This window comes from Sandaracinus amylolyticus (assembly GCF_021631985.1).
Taxonomy (GTDB): Bacteria; Myxococcota_A; Polyangia; order Polyangiales; family Sandaracinaceae; genus Sandaracinus; species Sandaracinus amylolyticus_A.
The window spans coordinates 6091140-6107858 of sequence record NZ_CP070225.1 but is presented as its reverse complement, the minus strand read 5'-3'; the positions used below and the strand labels follow the sequence as shown (position 1 = coordinate 6107858).

The window sequence follows — 16719 nt, the reverse complement described above, 5'->3', positions numbered from 1 at the left end:
CCCGACAACGAGCAGAAACAGGCGCGAGTCTCAGAAGTTCGCCGCCACCGCCGCTTGAATCGTGACTTCGTCTGCAAAATCGCTGAAGTCGTAGAGCTGCGAGAAGAGCTTGATGCGGAACGCTCTGTCCGGGATGAAATTGAACCCGGCCGTATAACGCAGGATCATGCTCTCCGAGCGGAGCGGCGACGTCGCCGCGACGTTCCCGATGCGGCGCAATCCGTCGAACCGCCCGATCAGCTCGACCGCGGGGTGCAATCGGATCTCGACGTCTGCGTACCACCCGTCCTTCAAGAAGAAGTCGTCGAACTGGCCGTTCTCTCCGGGACCATAGGCGAACCGGCTCGCGGGATCGTCGCCCAGCGCGAATTCGGTGCGGCGCAGGAGATACTCCGCCCGCAGCGTCAGTGGGCCCCATCGTGCGTAGAGATCGGCCCCGACGATCAGATACGAGCGCGTCGCGTCGGGATCGTAGAGGCCGTACATCCCCGACGCGCCGAACGAGAGCGCCGCCTCCTCGCCGAGGTTGAACGCGAAGCCGACTCGCGCGCCGCCCGCCGGTGACGCGTTGTCGTCGACGTAATAGCGACCCAGCGAGCGTGTCTCGATCCAGTCGATGTCGAAGGGCTCCGTCGTTCCCCGCAATCCGCCGACGACGTACACCGCGTAGTCGACCTGCGCGGTGCCGTCGCACCAGTGCGTGCCGTTCACCTCGATGCCCTGATCGACGTAGGGAATCGGCAGGATCCCGAGGTTCCACTCGCGCATTCGCAACATGCGGCCCATGTCGTAGACGAGCGGCTTGTCCACGGTGTGGTGATTGGCGGGATCGTGCCTCAAGGGGAACTCGCCGAACGACGGGCTGAATCGGCCCACGCGCAGGTTGAGCTCGTCGGCGACCCGGAAATCGACGAACGCCATTCCCAGCTCGAATCCGTGGCACCCGAAGCAGGCCTTCACCTGTGCCGAGACGTGATCACCGACGTCGGCCGACACCTTCAGCGACGCCTCGGTGGTGAATCCGTCGAACGCGTGATGCAGGTCGGCAGGGCTCGTCGGCGAGAACAGATAACTGGCCTGCACCGAGCCCGCGAACGCGAGATCCTGCCCGCGTGCGCGAGGTGCCCGGAGCCCGAGGAGCGCGCTCGCGACGAGCACGCAGACCCCCAGCGCGACCCATCCTCCTCGAGTCTCACGGCGCATCGTCGCTCCTCTCGGTCTCGCCCGCGTCCGCCATCGCGTCTCCGCTGCGCGCCTCGCTGGGCACGGTCTCCAGCACTTCGCCGCCCTGAGACTGCGCCTCCTCCTCGCGGCGCATCACGGTCGTGTAGTACGTGAGGAACTCGAGGATCATCGCGGCGTCGCCTTGGTTGATGCCGCTGCCCGGCATGCGCCGCATCCGAGCGAGATAACGCTGCCAGTGCTCGACGCTCTGGACCGGTGCGCTCAGCGGACGAGAGAGGCTGTGACAGCGACTGCAGCGCGCCTCGAAGCGCCGATACGGCGCACGCATCGAGGCCGGGAGTCGGGCGGCGTCGAGCCCCGCGCCCGTGCCTCCGCACGCGACGATCCACACCAGCGACGACGCCGCGAGGACCGTGCGGAGCAGGTCACTCCGCATCTGCGCCCTCGGCGATCCAGTCGTGCACGACGCGCAGCTCGTCGCTCGTGAAGTACGGAGGACCGCCGAGCGGCATCCGCGCCCCGAAGGGCGGCGCCGCGGTGAGCTTCAGATACAGGATGCTGATGCAGGGATCGCCCTCGACGACGATGTCGCGCCCGGAGCTCCGGCCCCCGCGCATCAGCGCGTCGTAGCTCGTGAGGTCGAGGGCCGAGAGCTGATATCCGATGCCGTTGCGACTCTGGTCGTGACATGTGCACCCTCCCTCGCGCGGCGCGCGCGCGAGCAGCGGCAGCACCTCGACGTGGAACGAGACGTCGTGATCGGGATCGCTGTCCGCGGGGTCGCAGCGTCCGACGATCGGACCTCCCACGTCGGGCGCGATGGGATCGAGACAACCGCCCAGCGCGACGACACCGGCGAGCGAGAGCGCGGCGAGACGCGATCTCAACTCGGGTCCTCCCACTCGATCTCGTAGTTGCGCAGGTCGTTCGTGACCTCGATCGCGATCACCTCGGGATGCACCGCGACCGGCCCCGACGGTGCGCGCATCACGAGCTCGTCCGCGTCGCGCACGCTGCCCGGCTCGAACGCCTCTCCCATCGTGATCTTCACGACCCGCACCAGCGGTGTGTACGAGTCGGACTGCTCCATCCCGACGCGGCGCGCGTCTGCGAAGATCACCTCCTCGTACTCCTCGTCTCCGCGCCGCGCGAGCACGTAGACCTGGGCCTCGGTCACGATCCGGCTGCGCGCGAACGTGAGCACGTCGCGCCGCCCCGTCGGTGCGAGCGCCGCGACCCAGAGCCCTCGGTAGTACACGCGCTCGGTCGGCCGCGGTGCGCGACCGACGCCGCGATCGATGGCGACCTCGGGCAGCGTGATCGGCGCGCTGAACCAGCGCTGTGTCGGAGTCGCCTCGCGAGCCAGGCCGAGCTCGACCGCGTCCGAGATCCCGCCCACCGAGACCACGCGCTCGCCGTCGTACGAATCGGTGACGCACACGACGTGCACCGACCAGTATCCGCTGTAGAGCGTCGAGCCCGGGATCGTGTCCACGATCCACGGATGCTCGATCTGGCCCGCTTCGCCCTCGAGCGGATTGCCCTCCTCGTCGCAGCGGGACAGCTCGAAGACGGGATTCGCGACGCGCGAGGAGGAACCGAGATCCCAGTAGTGGATCGGCTCTCCGTCGGCCCACGCATAGCGCCGCGGGACGACGCTGCCGTCGAGCTGATCGTAGGTGTCGATCTGCGCGCGCAGCACGGGATCGTCGATCGCGGCGGGCGGCTCCACGCCGCGCGGCAGCACGTGGGGGCTGTACGTCGCGGTGTCGTCGACCAGCGGCCCGAGGCATCCATTCGCGAGCACCAGGAAGACGAGAGTCGACGACCGGCCCGCGCCTGCCGCGCGGCCGTGGGAGCCACCGAGTCGGACCATGAGGTCACCGAGCTCCGCCGCGTACGGTGTAGCGGACTCCGTAGGACACGTCGGCAGTGCCGGTGTCGGGCCGCAGTCGCGTGCGCAGTCGCGAGGTGACGTCCTGCACACACTCGGAGAGGCCGGGCAGCGCCCCACTGCCGACGCTCACGTGCTGCGGTAGACCCATCTCGTCGATGGTGAGACCGACATCGACGGTCCCGCTCGCGTCGCGCTGGGCCCGCTGCGCTGCGTTGCGATAACAGCGCTGATATTCGTCCTCCAGGCGCTCGATCGCCTGACGGACTGCGCTCGTCGGGATCGATCCGCCGGTCCGCAGCGCGTCGATCGACACCCGCGCATCGAGCGATGACGGCGCGATCGTCGCGGGCAGCACCGGGGGCTCCGGGGCCGCCGGCGTCTCCGCGGGCACTGCGGCGGGCGCTTGATCGATCGCCTCCTCCACCTCGGGATTCTCGTGGTCCGTCGCGTCCATCTGCTCGACGTCGTCGCCAGTGCGCTCGCCGCCGCGCGAGCTCCCGCGGGACGCGCTGCGCCCCGGACGGGGCGTGGGCTGACGCGATCGCGTCGTCGTGCTCGCGAGCGTCGTCGCCGTGGGCTCCTCCGACGGCGTCGCGGGCACCACCGGCATCGGTGGCGGCACCACCGACGGAATCGGGACCGACAGATGGGTGGCGCCGGTCGCGAGCGCCGCCGGCAGCGCCTCGTCGAACCTCGTGGCCGGCCACGTCAGTGCGAGGATCCATCCTCCGAGCATCACGGCGAGCGTCGTCGCGAATCCGACGCCCGCCCAGAACGCGTGCGGCGCTCCGGGCACGTCGGGCGACATCGATCCTGCGTGGGTCGGAGTCGTGGAGATCCGCTCGTGCAGCGAGATCGCCGGCGAAGGGCTCGACAGCGCGTGAGCACCCGACGATTGGAGTGGCATCTCCGCCGACTCGATCGCTTCTCCCACCGGGATGCGCTCGGTCGGGTCCGAGCGCTCGCGCGCGGCCTGCACGAGCGCGCGCTTCTCGCGGTATTGCAGGGGAAAGAGCTCGAGCATCCACTCCTCGAGCTCCACCTGACCCAGGCTCGCACGCTCGGCGCGATTGAAGTCGCGCAGCGCACGGCTCATGTCCCGCGCCGTCTGCCAGCGCGCGCTCACGTCGCGCGAGAGCGCCTTCAGCACGATGAGGTCGAGCGCCGGAGGCACGGTCGGATTCAGCGACGATGGCGCCGGGATCTCGGCGCTCAGCACGGCCTGGAGCGTCTCGATGTCACTGCCGCGCTTGAAGAGCTGTCGTCCGACCAGCATCTCCCAGAACGTCACTCCCAGCGACCAGACATCGCTCCTCCGGTCGACCTCCTGACAGCGCATCTGCTCGGGCGCGATGTACGCGAGCTTGCCCTTGATCGTCCCGGGCTCGGTCTCTTGGATGCGCCCGGCGCAGCGCGCGACGCCGAAGTCGACGACTTTGACGCATCCGTCGTAGGTCAGGAACAGGTTCTGTGGAGACACGTCGCGATGCACGACGTCGAGCAGCCCGCCGTCGTCACCGCGGAGCTCGTGCGCCGCGTGCAGTCCCTCGGCCGCCTGCGCGAAGATCTCCGCCAGGTGCGCAGTCCACTCGGTGCGTCCCCGCTCTCTCAGCGAGCGCTGGATGGACGAGAACGTCTCGCCCATCAGGTACTCCATCGCGATGAAGTACGTGCTCTCGACCGCGCCGAAGTCGAACACCGAACAGACGTTCGGGTGGGTGATGCGCGATGCGACGCGCGCCTCGTCGAGGAACATGTCCACGAACCGAGCGTCGCGCGCCAGGTGCTCGTGGATGCGTTTCAGTGCGACGACTTTGCTGAATCCCGCGCTCGATATCGTGCTCGACAGGAACACAGTCGCCATTCCGCCCGCGGCGAGCTCGGCGCAGAGACGATATCGCCCGAGCTCGCCGAGGTCGGCTCGTTCGGTCGAGATCGTGGTCGGCCGCGCGTCGGTCATCGATCACCTGTGCCCCCTCTCGCGCGCGCTTTGCCCGCGTCGGCGAGCAGCGCGGCTGCGTTCCAGTCATCGCCAGTATTGGCGGGCACGGGTGATCAGGATATCGGGGGTAATCCCGACGCGGATCGCGGCGCGCACACGCGGCGAGATTGGAAACTTGTGGAGAAGAGCCTTTGCGGCGTCCCCTCGGGCGACGTATAGGCGCGGCGGTGGAGACGGAGAATTCGCGAACGTCGCTGCGCGAATTGGCGCTCTTGTTCCTGCGCCTGGGTGCGACTGCGTTCGGCGGCCCCGCCGCGCACATCGCGATGATCCACGACGAGGTGGTCACGCGCCGGAAGTGGCTGAGCGAGCAGCGCTTCCTCGACCTGCTCGGCGCGGCGAACCTGATCCCGGGCCCGACCTCGACCGAGCTCGCGATCCACGTGGGCTGGGAGCGGCGTCGGGGTGTCGGGCTCCTCGTCGCCGGCGTGTGCTTCATCGTCCCCGCGATGCTCGTGACCGCAGCGTGCGGCTGGGCGTACGTCGAGTACGCAGCGCTGCCTCAGGTCGGGTGGATCCTGTATGGCGTCGCCCCGGTCGTCCTGGGCATCGTGGTGCAGGCGATCGCGGGGCTCGCTCCGAAGGCGGCGCGCACGCGCGTGCTGCGCTTGCTCGCGGCGCTCGCGGTGGCGCTCGTCGCAGCGGGCCTCCACGAGCTCGCGGTGCTGTTCGTGATCGGCGTGCTCGCGATCTTCGCCGAGCGGCCGAGCACACCGGCCGAGCCCGAGGGGCCGCCGCCCGCGCCGATGTGGTGGTGGCCGTTCGGCGCCGGCGGTGCTGCGGCGACGGGCGCGAGCGCGATCACGCTGCCCGCGATCTTCTGGGTGTTCTGCAAGATCGGATCGGTGCTCTTCGGGAGCGGCTACGTGCTGCTCGCGTTCCTCCGCGCCGAGCTCGTCGAGGACCTCGGCTGGCTCACCGAGGCGCAGCTCGTCGATGCCGTCGCGGTGGGTCAGGTCACGCCCGGTCCGGTGTTCACCACCGCGACGTTCATCGGCTACGTGCTCGCGGGCCCGGCGGGCGCGATCGTCGCGACCGCGGGGATCTTCCTGCCCGCGTTCGTGTTCGTCGCGCTGAGCGGTCCGCTCGTCCCCCGCATCCGCAGCTCCCGCGTGGCCTCGGCGTTCCTCGACGGAGTGAACATCGCGTCGCTCGCGCTGATGGTCGTCGTCACCGTGCAGCTCGGCCTCGCGACGATCATCGACGTGCCGACGCTGGCGATCGCCGTCGCGAGCGCGGTCGTGCTGGTGAAGTGGAAGCCGAGCGCGACCTGGCTCGTGGTGGCGGGCGCGGCGCTCGGATGGATCGTGCACGCGCTCGGCCTCGCGTCATGAGCGCTCGACGTGCTCGAAGAGCGCGCGGATCGCAGGGCGCAGCGCGCGCATCGCGGCGGCGACGGTCGGATATCCCGCGTCGGCCGCGACCCGCTCCCATCCGTGCGTGCAGCGCACGCGAGACTCGATCAGGGCGGCCGCTCGTGCGTCCAGCGCACGAATCGCGTCCGCGTGGTCCTCGACGTAGCCCGTGACGGCGAGCGCGACCGCATCGAACGGCTGAGGGCCCGAGACGTAGCGCGCCACGATCGCGCGACGCGTGTCGGCGTCGAGCGGCGCACGGGTGGGGAGCCCTTCGCGGAGCACGTGATCGAGCTCGGGCTCGAGGCTCACCTCGCCGTCGGCGTCGAGCAGCGCGAGCTGTCGCGGCAGGTTCCGCGCGAGCTCGATGCGCATCGACGCGACGAGCGCGGCGCCGCGCTCCGATGCCGCGCGCACCATCACCGCGGCGGGCTCGCCGGTGCGGCTCCCGCGCGACGCGCCGACGCGAACCAGCTCGTAGCCCAGCTCGCGGCGGAACCGCACGAGCTCGGGCGTCGCGCCGAAGAGCGTCCCGAAGAGATCGGGCGAATACGTCGCGTGCACGTGCTCGACGAGCCGCCGCGCGAGCCCCTGCCGTCGCAGCGAGGGATGCACGGCGATGCGCACGCTGCGCACCATCCGCAGCGCGCCCGCCTCCGCGAAGCCCCCGTGCGAGATCAGCGTGTCGGGTAGCGCGTGACCTCGGATGCGCTCGCGACCGTGCGCGAGCCGATCGCAGAGCTCGGGCGAGAGCGCGCCCTCGTGCGCGATCACGCTCGCCGCGATCACGTGCCCGCGGTGCAGCAGCGCGTGGACCGCGAGGTTCGGCGCGTCGAGCATGCGGTGCAGATCGCCCGGCGTGGTGCGGTAGTGCGCGTGCACCAGCAGTCCGAAGAGCTCCGCGAGCAGCACCTCGTCCTCCGCGAGGCGCGCGCGATCGACGACCACGTGCTCCACCGCGTGCTCGTCGATCCCGTCGAATGCTGCGGGCTCGGCGTCGAGCGCGAGCGCGTGCTCGACGAAGCGCTCGAGCGGATCTCCCTCGTCCCACCGGATCGGATGCGCGAGCTCGAGCTCCACGATCGGCCGCGGCTCGCTCCGCGCCCATTCGAGGAAGCGCAGCACGAATCCTCGCCCGGTCCCTTCGTAGCCGCGGCACGTGCTCGAGAACGCGATGCGCGCGTCGGGGTGCGCGCGCGTGATCCGCTGCAGCAGCGGCACCGGGAGCTGTGCGGCCTCGTCGATCACGATCACGTCGTAGCGATCGCCGTCGTGCGCCAGGGCGGCCGGGCCCACGAAGCGCACCGATCCTTCGCGCACCGGGTCGGGCGCGCCCAGCGCGAATCGAAAGATCTCGGCGGTCGCGTCGGGGCTCGCCGCGCCGACCGCGATGCGAAGCGCCGGGCATCGCGCGAGCGCATCGCGGATCGCGAGGCCGAGCGCGCTCGACTTCCCTCGCCCGCGATCCGCGAGCAGCACCGCGAGCCCGGGCGCATCACCCGCGAAGGTCGCGGAGAGCGCGTCGATCACCCGACGTTGATCGGCATCCCCGCTCACCTCGTGGGGCGCCTCGCCGATCACTGCCGCGTCGTCGCGCGCCGTGGTGGTCGCGAGCACGCGCTCGAAGCGTGCCCAGAATCGATGTGTCACGTCCGCCGCCGTGTGTGGTGCGACCACGAGCTCGTCGTCGCGCGCGGCCGACACTTCGCCTTCGGGCGGCATGCGCAGCACGAGCGCGCCCCCGCCCCAGATCATCCCGCACGCGAGCCCGAGCACGTCCGCATCGAGGCCTTCGTGGAGGTCGATCACCACGACGTCGAACGCGCGTCCGACCAGCGCTCGCACGCCCCGCTCGCGCACGCTCACGAAGCGCGTCGTCTCGCGCCCGACCCACAGCACACGCGCGTCCTCGAGCGTCTGCAGCCGCTCGAGGGCCGATGCGCGCGTCGCGTCGGCGCTCCCTCGCAGCACCACGCAGCGGCGATGACGCGGGCTCACTTCGGCGGACGCTGCGAGCCACGCGCGAGCAGCTCGCGCGTTCCTGCGGGCAACATCTGGCGGAGCCGCCACGCCTGGGTCGTCAGCCTTCGCTCCGCGACCCCGAGCGCGTCGCGCATGCGCGCGATCATCAGCGTCGGCACTGCCACGAGCAGCGTGCTGGTGAGCAGCAGCGTGATCGTCGTCGTCGTCTCGGGCAGCGCGACGATGCGCTCCTCGAGCTGCAGCCCACGCACCGAGAACGAGTACGCGGGAGGCGTGAGGCCGAGCGCATCGAGCGCGAACGGCAACACGATCGCGAGCACGCCCGCGAGCGTCACCCACACGCGATGTCGTGCGTCGGCGTGCAGCGCGAAGAACATCGTGTTCGTCGCTGCGAGCCCGGGAACCAGCACGAAGGGCCCGAACACCCCCGCGGTGAACGCGATCGCGAGCGAGCTCGTCGCGAAGAGCAGCGCGGCGAGCGGCGCGCTCACCGGTCGCGTGCGCGCGATGAAGGCCGCGACGAGCGCCGACGACGCGACGAGCACGCCGATCGCGATCACCGTCGGCAGGTGCTGCACGCCCATCACCGCGAGCACCGGCACGAAGACGCACCACAGCAGATAACGACGTGCCGCGGAGCTCGCCGCGCGCCGGCGCTCGTCGTCGCGCGAACGCTCGAGCTCGGGCTCGACGTCGGGCGGGACCGCGTCGGTGGCGCTCGGCTCGACCAGCAGGTGCGTCATCAGATCGAGCGCTGCCGCGTTCGTCGGATCGAGCGCGACCACGCGGCCGAGCTCGCGCAGCGCATCGGCCCGCGCCGCCTCGGTGGCGGCGGTCGTCGACGCCGCGCTCAGGTGCCGCTTCGCGCGCTCGAAGTGCTCGCCGGCGAGCCGCCCGCGCAGCTGCACGTCGCGATCGCCGTCGAGATAACGCTCGACCAGCTCCGCGAGCGCACGCGCGCTCGGCAGTCGATCCTCGGGCTCGGTCTCGGTCGCGCGCGCACACGCCTCGGCGAGCTCGGGCGGGAGCTCCTCGCGATCGAAGCGCGAGCGCGGCATGCCCTGCATCGTCGCGGAGAGCAGCGAGATCGTGCTCTGCCCCGGCACGAGCGGCTCGAGCGTGAGCAGCTCGAACAGGATCGCGCCGAGCGCGTACACGTCGGCGCGCCCGTCGACGTGATCGGTCGCGCCGCGCGCCTGCTCCGGTGACATGTACCCCGGCGTGCCCATCAGGCTCCCGGTCACCGTTGCGTCGTCCTCCGACGCCGCGAGATCGAGCGGCTCGGCGCTGCTCTCTCCGCGCACCTTCGCGAGGCCCCAGTCGAGCAGGTGCACCTCGCCGAACTCCCCGAGCATCACGTTCCCGGGCTTCAGATCGCGATGGATCACCCCGCGTCGGTGCGCGTAGTCGACCGCGAGGCACACCTGTACGAACGAGGTCAGCAGCTTGCGCCGCGAGGGCACGCTCTCCGGATCGCCCTCGCGCGCGCTGCGCAGGATCGAGTCGAGCGAGCGCCCGCGGATGCGCTTCATCGTGAACCACGGTCCGTCGTCGTCGGCGAGCCCGACGTCGTAGACCGGCACGATCGACGGATGCTCGAGGCGCGCCTGGATCAGCGCCTCGCGCGCGAAGCGAGCCCGCGCGCGAGGTCGCTCGCGCACCTCGTCGAGCATGCGCTTGAGCGCGACGTCGCGGCCGATCACCTCGTCGTGACAGAGCCGCACCTCGCCCATCCCGCCGAGGCCGAGCACGGCCTCGCCGCGGTAGCGCGCGCGATCGACCGCCACCAAGGGCCGCTCGTCGCGCGCGGCACGCTGCGGCTCCGCGCTCCACAGCGTCGCGTCGCTGCGTGGGTCCGACACCCACGTCGTCGCGATCGACGAAGACGGCTCGTCGTCCCGTTCACTCATCGCGATCCCGAGCGTCGCCGAGAGCGCAGCAGCGATCCAGCACGAACCACCGGCTCACGTCATGCGTCGTCGTCATCGGCGCGATCGAGCCGCGCGATCAAGCGCCCGAGCTCCTCGCGCAGCTTCGTGAGGCGCGCGATCGAGCGCTCGTCGTCGACGTCGAACCCGGCGCGGCACGCGAGCGCGACCGGCACGCGCCGCGCCTTCGCGCGCAGCGCGCGCCCCTGTGCGGTCAGGTGGATGCGCACCACGCGCTCGTCCTCCGCGTCGCGCCGCCGCTCGACGAGGCCCTGTTGCTCGAGCCTCTTGAGCAGCGGCGTGAGCGTGCCGGAGTCCAGCACGAGCCGCTCGCCGAGGCGCTTCACCGGCACGCCGTCCTCCTCCCAGAGCACCAACATCACGAGGTACTGCGGGTAGGTGAGGCCGAGCGGCTCCAGCAGCGGCGCGTACGCGCGCGTGAAGGCGCGCGACGCGGTGTAGAGCGCGAAGCAGAGCTGCTGGTCGAGGTGGAGCGGATCGTCGGCGGCCACGGGGCCTCGTCAGGCGAGTCGGAGGGACACTGCGATGTTACCGCGCGTCGCGTTGGAGTACGGGCAGACCTCGTGCGCCGCGTGCATCAGCGCTTCGGCCTGCTCGCGCGGGAGCTCGGGCACGTTCGCGACGAGATCGACCGCGAGGCCGAACCCACTGCCGGCGGTGCCGATCGTCACGTTCGCGGTGATCGTGACCGGGCCGGTCTTGATCTTCTGCATGCGCGCGACGAGCGAGTACGCGCTGCCGAAGCACGCTGCGTAGCCCGCCGCGAAGAGCTGCTCCGGGTTCGTCCCCGGCGCGCCGCTGCCGCCGAGCGCGCGCGGCATCGACACCGGGAGATCGAGCGTGCCGTCGTCGCTCGCGATGCGCCCGTCGCGTCCGCCGGTGGCGCTCGCGGTGGCGGTGTAGAGAGCCTTGTCGAGGGTGATCCGGGGCGTGCTCATCGTCGTGTCCTCCTGCGGCGGCGCCGCTGGATGATGAGTAGCTCACGATTCAATTGCGCGCAATCGAATTGTTCGCGATGAGGTCGTGGCGCTCGCCGCGACCTCGCTCGATCAGCCCCGTCGCACGCGCGCGAGATGTCGCTCGCAGGCTGCCTCGTCCTCCGAGATCAGCTCCGTGCTCATCACGCCGCCCGACACGCTGGTTCGCTGGTGCTGCATCGCGACGACCTTGCTCGCGACGAGCACCGCACTGCCCTGGAAGTTCTTCCGCGAGCTGCTGTACTGCTTCGCCTTCTCCATGATCGCCGCCGCCTCGGGGCTCATCGGCCGCAGCTCGCGGATGTCGCAGAGCACGCGGTAGTCGGCGCCGCGGAAGGCATCGATGGCGGCGTTGTGGGCGGCGACGAACGCGCGGATCTCGTCCTCACCGAAGTGGCCCTCGAGCCGCAACACGAGGATTCCAGGGCGACTCTCACCATCCACCGACCACGTGCCCATGCCGTACTGCTCCCGTCCCCCTGGACGATCGACCGGTATCACGGATACGGGGCAGTTGTCGCGGCGTTGTCACATGGGCTGATGCACATCATGCGGCGCGCGTCGTGAAACGTGCGATGGAGAGCGCATGAAACGCAGTGAAACAACGCGTTTCACACGCTCTCGTCGTCGATGCCCAGCTCGCGCATCCGGCGCCACAGCGTCACCCGACTGATCCCCAGGATCTGCGCGGCTCGCTCGCGGTTGCCGCCGGCGCGCTCGAGCGCGCGCCGCACCCGCGTCATCTCCGCGGGCTCGCCTTCGGGCGCGGGCGGCGGCGTGTTCACGCGCGGTGCCGCTTCGATCACGTCGGGCGACGACGTCGGCTCCGCGATCTCCGCCGGCAGATCTCCGGGCACGAGCACCGGGCCTTCGCCGATCACGTATGCGTACTCGAGCGCGTTGCGCAGCTCGCGCACGTTGCCCGGCCACGGATAACGCTCGAGCGCGGCGAGCGCAGAGGGCGAGACGCGCGTGACGCGGCGCCCGCCCTGGCGATTGAGCTCCTCGATGATCTTCTGCGCGAGCAGCGCGACGTCCGCGGGACGTGCGCGCAGCGGCGGCACGAAGACGGGGATCACGCGCAGGCGATACATCAGGTCGGCGCGGAAGCGCCCCTGCTCGACCGCGGCGCGCAGCGACTGGTGCGTGGCCGCGACGATGCGCACGTCGATCGCGATCGGCTCGCGGCCGCCGACCGGGATCACGGTCTTGGTCTCGAGGACGCGCAGCAGCTTCGCCTGCAGCTCGAGCGGCATCTCCGCGACCTCGTCGAGGAACGCGGTGCCGTGGTCTGCGCCCTTGAAGAACCCGGGCTGATCGCGCACCGCGCCGGTGAACGCGCCGCGCACGTGTCCGAAGAGCTCGCTCTCGAGCAGCGTCGCGGGCAGCGCCGCGCAGTTGATCGCGGCGAAGGGCCCCTTGGCGCGCGGCGAGAGCGCGTGGATCGCACGCGCGAAGAGCTCCTTGCCGGTGCCGGTCTCGCCACGCAGCAGCACGCTCGCGTCACGACGCGCCGCGCGGTCGGCGATGTGAAACGCGTGTTTCATCGCGGCGTCGCGCGTCCACATGCCGTGGAACAACACCGGCTCGTCGCCCTCCTCGACCGCCTCGGTGTCGAGGAGCAGCACCCACCCGACGCGCTTCTTGCGGCGCTCGATCGGCGTCGCGCGCACGACGATGCGGCGCTCGGTGCCGCCCGGCCCGGGGCGCACCACGGTGCCGGTGACGGGCACGCCCTTGGCGAGCGCCTCGGCGATCGGCCGATTCACCGAGCCCCCGCAGAGCAGCTTCGGCGCGCTCACGCCGAGCGGCACGTCGGTCCCGACGAGCTCGGCCGCACCCTCGGTCGCGAGGACGATCGCGAGGCTCGCGTCGAGCACCAGGGCCGGTCCCGCGAGGTCCTCGATCGCGCTCGCGGCGAGCGGCTCGTCGTCGTCCTCGTCGCGACGTTTCACGCGTTTCATGGCGCGAGGATACGTGAAACGCGTGTTGCACGCCGTTTCAGCGCGGCACGAGCGCGCGCTGGAGCGGGCAGGTCGCGGGGACGATCCCGGTGCCGTGGCGGTACGCGTCGAGCAGGCGCTTCGATCGCTCCGCGAGCATGCGTCGCACTCGACGCCGCTCGCCCTTGATGCGCGCGATCTGCATGTCGTCGTACGCGGTCGTCTGGTGGCGCATCCACGCGATCACTGCGGACTCGGCGCGCTCCTCGATCGGAATGCGCTCGGTGCGCGCGACGGTGCCGCTGCCGACGGGCGTCGCGTGGGTCGTGACCGCTTCGGCGAGCTTCGCCGCGAGCTCGGCGTGCTTCGGATCGAAGTCGAGGTACGCGAGCACCGCCGCGCGGAAGTCGCCGACGTACTCCGTCTGCTTCTTGTCGCGCCGGGCACGTCCGGCCTCGAGCTTCTTCGTGTACGCGGGATCGGCGCGCTCGATCTCGAGCGCGGCGCGCGCCGTCGCCACGTGCTCGGCGGGCGCCCACACGCCGCGCGAGAAGAGCTTGCGCCCGACCTTCTCCTGCACCGTCCAAGTAGGCCCCGCGGCCTTCACGCGTCGGGTGAGCCCTGCATCGCCGGGCGGCAGGAGCGTCCATCCCGCGGGCACCGCGAGGGTGCGCCCGTCGGGCGTGATCACGGTGCGCGGCTGAGGTCCTTCTCGAACGACGAGGGTCTCGGTCGACATGCGGCGCGCGAATGTAGCGCAGCGATCATCGACGTGTGGTGGCCGGCTCGGCGGGCGTGCACGCGTAGACCCGCTCGCAGTCGCACAGTGACGCCCACCACGCGCGCTCGTCGTCGCTCAGCTCGTGGGTCTGGCGATAGGCGAGCTTGGCGTCGCGACCCACCCGCCCGGTGGGCTCGCGCCAATAGAGACGCTCACCGTGCACCGCGACGCGCCGCTCTCCGAGCTGCGAGACGACCGCATCGGACGCCGAGTGCTCGACGCGGGGCCTCGTCCAGAGCGGCCCCGCGAACCGCAGGATTCCTCGGGCGTCCACGACGAAGCCGCGCCGGTGCACCCGCCACGCGCCGAGGGGCCAGCCACGGGGAGTCCATCGCCACGGCAGCAGGTGATCGATCACGACGTGTCGGCCCATCAGTGTGCGGGTGTCGAACGTCGCGAAGATCTCTCCCTCGACCTCACGCCACGGCCGCCCGACGTGGGTCGCGAGCCATCGCTCGGCCGGTGAGAGCTTGTCGCGCGATCCGCGACCGACGCGCTGCGCGCGCTCGGGCACGCGCGCGTCGGCCAGGTCGGGATCGAGCCGGACGTCGCGGAGATAGGCTCGCTCGATCGCGCGCTCGTCGCGGTGCGACTGGCGTCGATCGTCGCGATTGCGGAAATATCGGCCGCCCTCGACGACGGTGCGACTCAGATCTTTGGTGCTCACGAGCGTGTCAGTCGCGAAGAGAAGAGGATCGAACAAAGAACGTCACGGATAGGGGTCCTGGCCATTGGACGACGAGCTCTCTCGAGCTCGGCGGGATTCGAACCCGCATCTCCCGCGTGAAAGCGATAACCCGTTGACTACGGCTCGATCCGAAAAGGAGTGCGGAAGGGTCCGGACAACAGAACGCGCGAGGGGGGTGACCTTGTGAAGAGGTAACCCTCGTGCAGCGGCCCGGACCTTCCGGATGCGTGATCAATTGCGGAGGAACGCAGCGAGGATCGCCGGTGCCGCCGCGTCGAACCCGACGACGTCGAGCATGCCCGGGTCGTTCGGATCCGCGATCGTGAACTTCGTCGCGGTCATGCCGGTGACGACGAGCTTCGCGGGGATGCCCGTCTTCGCGCGATACGCCGCGAGCGCCTGGTGCGGATGGATGCCGCCGAACCAGGTCTCGTTGTCGGTGTAGACGCAGAACGCGTCGACGCGGAGATTGCGCTCCGTCGCGTGGAGCATCGGGATCGCGCAATCCGTCGCGCTGAAGGGGAGTCGGCTCGTCTTCTCCACCACGTCGTGGAGGCGCATGCGCGCCGTCACGTCGAGCGGAACGAAACGATCCGAGAACGCCATGATCTGGTAGTCGCGCTCGGTGCGCGCCGTGACGAGCGCCATCGCCGCCGCAGCCTCGCGAGGCGTGAGCGGCGAGCCCGCGAGCTGGCCCATCGACATCGAGCCCGACACGTCGAGCGCGAGCATCAGCGTCTTGCCCGTGGGCTCGACGTTGACGAACGCGAGATCGAACGCCGCGTCGAGCGCGTCGACGATCGTCGACACCGGCGTCCACGCGAGCGAGCCGCGGAGACCGTGGCCCGACGCATAGGTGCGGAGCGCGATGAGCACGTCCATCGGGTGCACGCGCGACTTGCGGATCGCATCGCGATCCCCGAGACGCGCGACGATGCGCGAGGTCGCCGCCGAGCCCGGCGCGACCAGGCCGTTCGCCGTCATGCGCGCGAGGTTGCGGAGCATCGCGTGCAGCGGCATGCGGGGGAGCAGCGCCTCCCAGACCTCGGGGCGCGCGAGATAGATCGAGGGGATCATCTCGTGCGTGAGCCCGTGCTCCGTGATCAGCGCCGCGACGTCGCGCGACGAGAGGTCCTGCGCACGAACGCGCGCGAAGCCCTCGACGAGGCGCGGCATCGCGCTCGCATCGACCGCGGGGTAAATCGCGGTCGCGTCCACGCGCTTCACCTCGCGCGGGCCGAGCGCGCCCTCACCCGCGACCGCCCAGCGCAGGAGCGCGTGGGTCGCGGGATCCTTCGCCTTCGGGTGCGCGAGACGGAGCACGTCGCGGTGCGAGACGCCGTCGCGCTGCGTGTACTTCGCGAGCTGGTACGCGAGCTCGTCGGGCGCCTTCGCGAGGTACCACGACGCGATCGCCTTGCGGAGCGCGCGGCCCCAGCCACGCAGCGCCTGCACCTCGCGCACGAAGTGGAAGAGGTGCGTGCCGGTGCGGCAGACGCGCGGCATCGCGGCGAGCGCACGCGCGCGCACCGAGGGGACGGCGTGCGACGCGGCGAGCGCGAGCGCGAAGATCGCGGGGTCGTTCTCGGGCGCACGGCCCGACTCGCTGATCGCGACGATCGTGTCGACCGTGCGCGCACCGTCGACGCCGAGGCAACGCACGAGCGCGCCCGCGTTCTCGATCGTCAGCGCACGCTCGGTCGCGTAGTACGAGCCGCCCTCGTTGCCGAGGATCAAGAAGCGCTCGAGGCGCGCGAAGTCGTCCAGCGCGAACGTGAAGCCGCCCGCCGAGTTGCGGACCTGGCGCGCATCGGCGCGCTCGCTCTGCGGCGTCGCGTTCGGCGCGAGGTGGCGGGCATAGCTCGACATGACGTCCTCCGTTCGGCCCGCGCTGCGTCGGGCGAGCGGCCCCTGAGCAGGGCGCATGCCGGCGAGCTGCGACGGGAAATGCCGAGAATT

Annotated in this window: 15 protein-coding genes; 1 reads left to right on the top strand and 14 read right to left on the bottom strand. The window is 70.9% G+C overall.

All coding sequences use genetic code 11. The features are described from left to right. Positions 1-30: 30 nt before the first annotated feature. Genes I5071_RS25860 through I5071_RS25840 form a run of 5 tightly spaced genes read right to left on the bottom strand, consistent with a single transcriptional unit; the run spans position 31 to position 5042 of the window. Positions 31-1203, bottom strand: a complete 1173-nt coding sequence (locus tag I5071_RS25860) for a hypothetical protein (protein ID WP_236515506.1) — start codon at positions 1201-1203, stop codon at positions 31-33. Continuing rightward, positions 1193-1621: a hypothetical protein gene (locus I5071_RS25855; protein ID WP_236515505.1), complete on the bottom strand. Its 429-nt coding sequence runs from the start codon at positions 1619-1621 to the stop codon at positions 1193-1195. The genes I5071_RS25860 and I5071_RS25855 overlap by 11 nt, the downstream gene beginning before the upstream one ends. After that, a complete protein-coding gene (locus I5071_RS25850; protein WP_236515504.1) occupies positions 1611-2072 on the bottom strand; it encodes a hypothetical protein in 462 nt (153 codons plus the stop codon). The genes I5071_RS25855 and I5071_RS25850 overlap by 11 nt, the downstream gene beginning before the upstream one ends. Continuing rightward, a complete protein-coding gene (locus tag I5071_RS25845) occupies positions 2069-3061 on the bottom strand; it encodes a hypothetical protein (protein WP_236515503.1) in 993 nt (330 codons plus the stop codon). Before I5071_RS25845 ends, I5071_RS25850 begins: the two co-directional genes overlap by 4 nt. 4 nt (positions 3062-3065) lie before the next feature. Beyond that, positions 3066-5042 (bottom strand): protein kinase domain-containing protein, encoded by a 1977-nt coding sequence (locus tag I5071_RS25840; protein WP_236515502.1) that lies wholly within the window; start codon positions 5040-5042, stop codon positions 3066-3068. A 209-nt stretch (positions 5043-5251) separates the two neighbouring features. On the opposite strand from I5071_RS25840, the gene chrA reads away from it, so the two are divergent. Next, entirely contained in the window at positions 5252-6418 is a 1167-nt protein-coding gene (chrA, locus tag I5071_RS25835) for a chromate efflux transporter (protein WP_236515501.1), read from the top strand. On the opposite strand, the gene I5071_RS25830 is transcribed toward chrA, so the two are convergent. The 9 genes from I5071_RS25830 to I5071_RS25790 all read right to left on the bottom strand — a co-directional run bounded on the left by I5071_RS25830 (position 6413) and on the right by I5071_RS25790 (position 16629). Then, a complete protein-coding gene (locus I5071_RS25830; RefSeq protein WP_236515500.1) occupies positions 6413-8437 on the bottom strand; it encodes a GNAT family N-acetyltransferase in 2025 nt (674 codons plus the stop codon). The genes chrA and I5071_RS25830 overlap by 6 nt on opposite strands. After that, complete coding sequence (locus I5071_RS25825; protein WP_236515499.1) at positions 8434-10332, bottom strand: serine/threonine-protein kinase; 1899 nt, start codon at positions 10330-10332, stop codon at positions 8434-8436. Before I5071_RS25825 ends, I5071_RS25830 begins: the two co-directional genes overlap by 4 nt. 59 nt (positions 10333-10391) lie before the next feature. Further along, positions 10392-10862, bottom strand: a complete 471-nt coding sequence (locus tag I5071_RS25820; RefSeq protein ID WP_236515498.1) for a MarR family winged helix-turn-helix transcriptional regulator — start codon at positions 10860-10862, stop codon at positions 10392-10394. A gap of 9 nt (positions 10863-10871) precedes the next feature. Continuing rightward, the gene (locus tag I5071_RS25815; RefSeq protein WP_329611071.1) at positions 10872-11309 is read right to left on the bottom strand and encodes an organic hydroperoxide resistance protein; all 438 of its coding nucleotides are present in this window, start codon (positions 11307-11309) and stop codon (positions 10872-10874) included. A 111-nt stretch (positions 11310-11420) separates the two neighbouring features. Then, on the bottom strand, positions 11421-11807 hold the full coding sequence (locus I5071_RS25810) for an STAS/SEC14 domain-containing protein (RefSeq protein WP_236515497.1): 387 nt from the start codon (positions 11805-11807) through the stop codon (positions 11421-11423). Positions 11808-11959: 152 nt separating this feature from the next. After that, the gene (locus I5071_RS25805) at positions 11960-13312 is read right to left on the bottom strand and encodes a sigma-54 interaction domain-containing protein (protein WP_236515496.1); all 1353 of its coding nucleotides are present in this window, start codon (positions 13310-13312) and stop codon (positions 11960-11962) included. Between the two features lie 37 nt (positions 13313-13349). Then, positions 13350-14030, bottom strand: coding sequence for a DUF2293 domain-containing protein (locus tag I5071_RS25800; RefSeq protein ID WP_236515495.1), 681 nt, complete (start codon positions 14028-14030; stop codon positions 13350-13352). Between the two features lie 25 nt (positions 14031-14055). After that, the gene (locus tag I5071_RS25795) at positions 14056-14739 is read right to left on the bottom strand and encodes a hypothetical protein (protein WP_236515494.1); all 684 of its coding nucleotides are present in this window, start codon (positions 14737-14739) and stop codon (positions 14056-14058) included. Positions 14740-14991: 252 nt separating this feature from the next. Further along, a complete protein-coding gene (locus tag I5071_RS25790) occupies positions 14992-16629 on the bottom strand; it encodes a TROVE domain-containing protein (RefSeq protein WP_236515493.1) in 1638 nt (545 codons plus the stop codon). Between the last annotated feature and the right edge of the window lie 90 nt (positions 16630-16719).

What these genes read in the sequence shown, in the direction of transcription:
- I5071_RS25860 (WP_236515506.1), bottom strand. Translation starts at nt 1,203, where the DNA reads ATGCGCCGTGAGACTCGAGGAGGATGGGTCGCGCTGGGGGTCTGCGTG.
- I5071_RS25790 (WP_236515493.1), bottom strand. Translation starts at nt 16,629, where the DNA reads ATGTCGAGCTATGCCCGCCACCTCGCGCCGAACGCGACGCCGCAGAGC.
- I5071_RS25805 (WP_236515496.1), bottom strand. Translation starts at nt 13,312, where the DNA reads ATGAAACGCGTGAAACGTCGCGACGAGGACGACGACGAGCCGCTCGCC.
- I5071_RS25845 (WP_236515503.1), bottom strand. Translation starts at nt 3,061, where the DNA reads ATGGTCCGACTCGGTGGCTCCCACGGCCGCGCGGCAGGCGCGGGCCGG.
- I5071_RS25800 (WP_236515495.1), bottom strand. Translation starts at nt 14,030, where the DNA reads ATGTCGACCGAGACCCTCGTCGTTCGAGAAGGACCTCAGCCGCGCACC.
- I5071_RS25840 (WP_236515502.1), bottom strand. Translation starts at nt 5,042, where the DNA reads ATGACCGACGCGCGGCCGACCACGATCTCGACCGAACGAGCCGACCTC.
- I5071_RS25825 (WP_236515499.1), bottom strand. Translation starts at nt 10,332, where the DNA reads ATGAGTGAACGGGACGACGAGCCGTCTTCGTCGATCGCGACGACGTGG.
- I5071_RS25855 (WP_236515505.1), bottom strand. Translation starts at nt 1,621, where the DNA reads ATGCGGAGTGACCTGCTCCGCACGGTCCTCGCGGCGTCGTCGCTGGTG.
- I5071_RS25810 (WP_236515497.1), bottom strand. Translation starts at nt 11,807, where the DNA reads ATGGGCACGTGGTCGGTGGATGGTGAGAGTCGCCCTGGAATCCTCGTG.
- I5071_RS25815 (WP_329611071.1), bottom strand. Translation starts at nt 11,309, where the DNA reads ATGAGCACGCCCCGGATCACCCTCGACAAGGCTCTCTACACCGCCACC.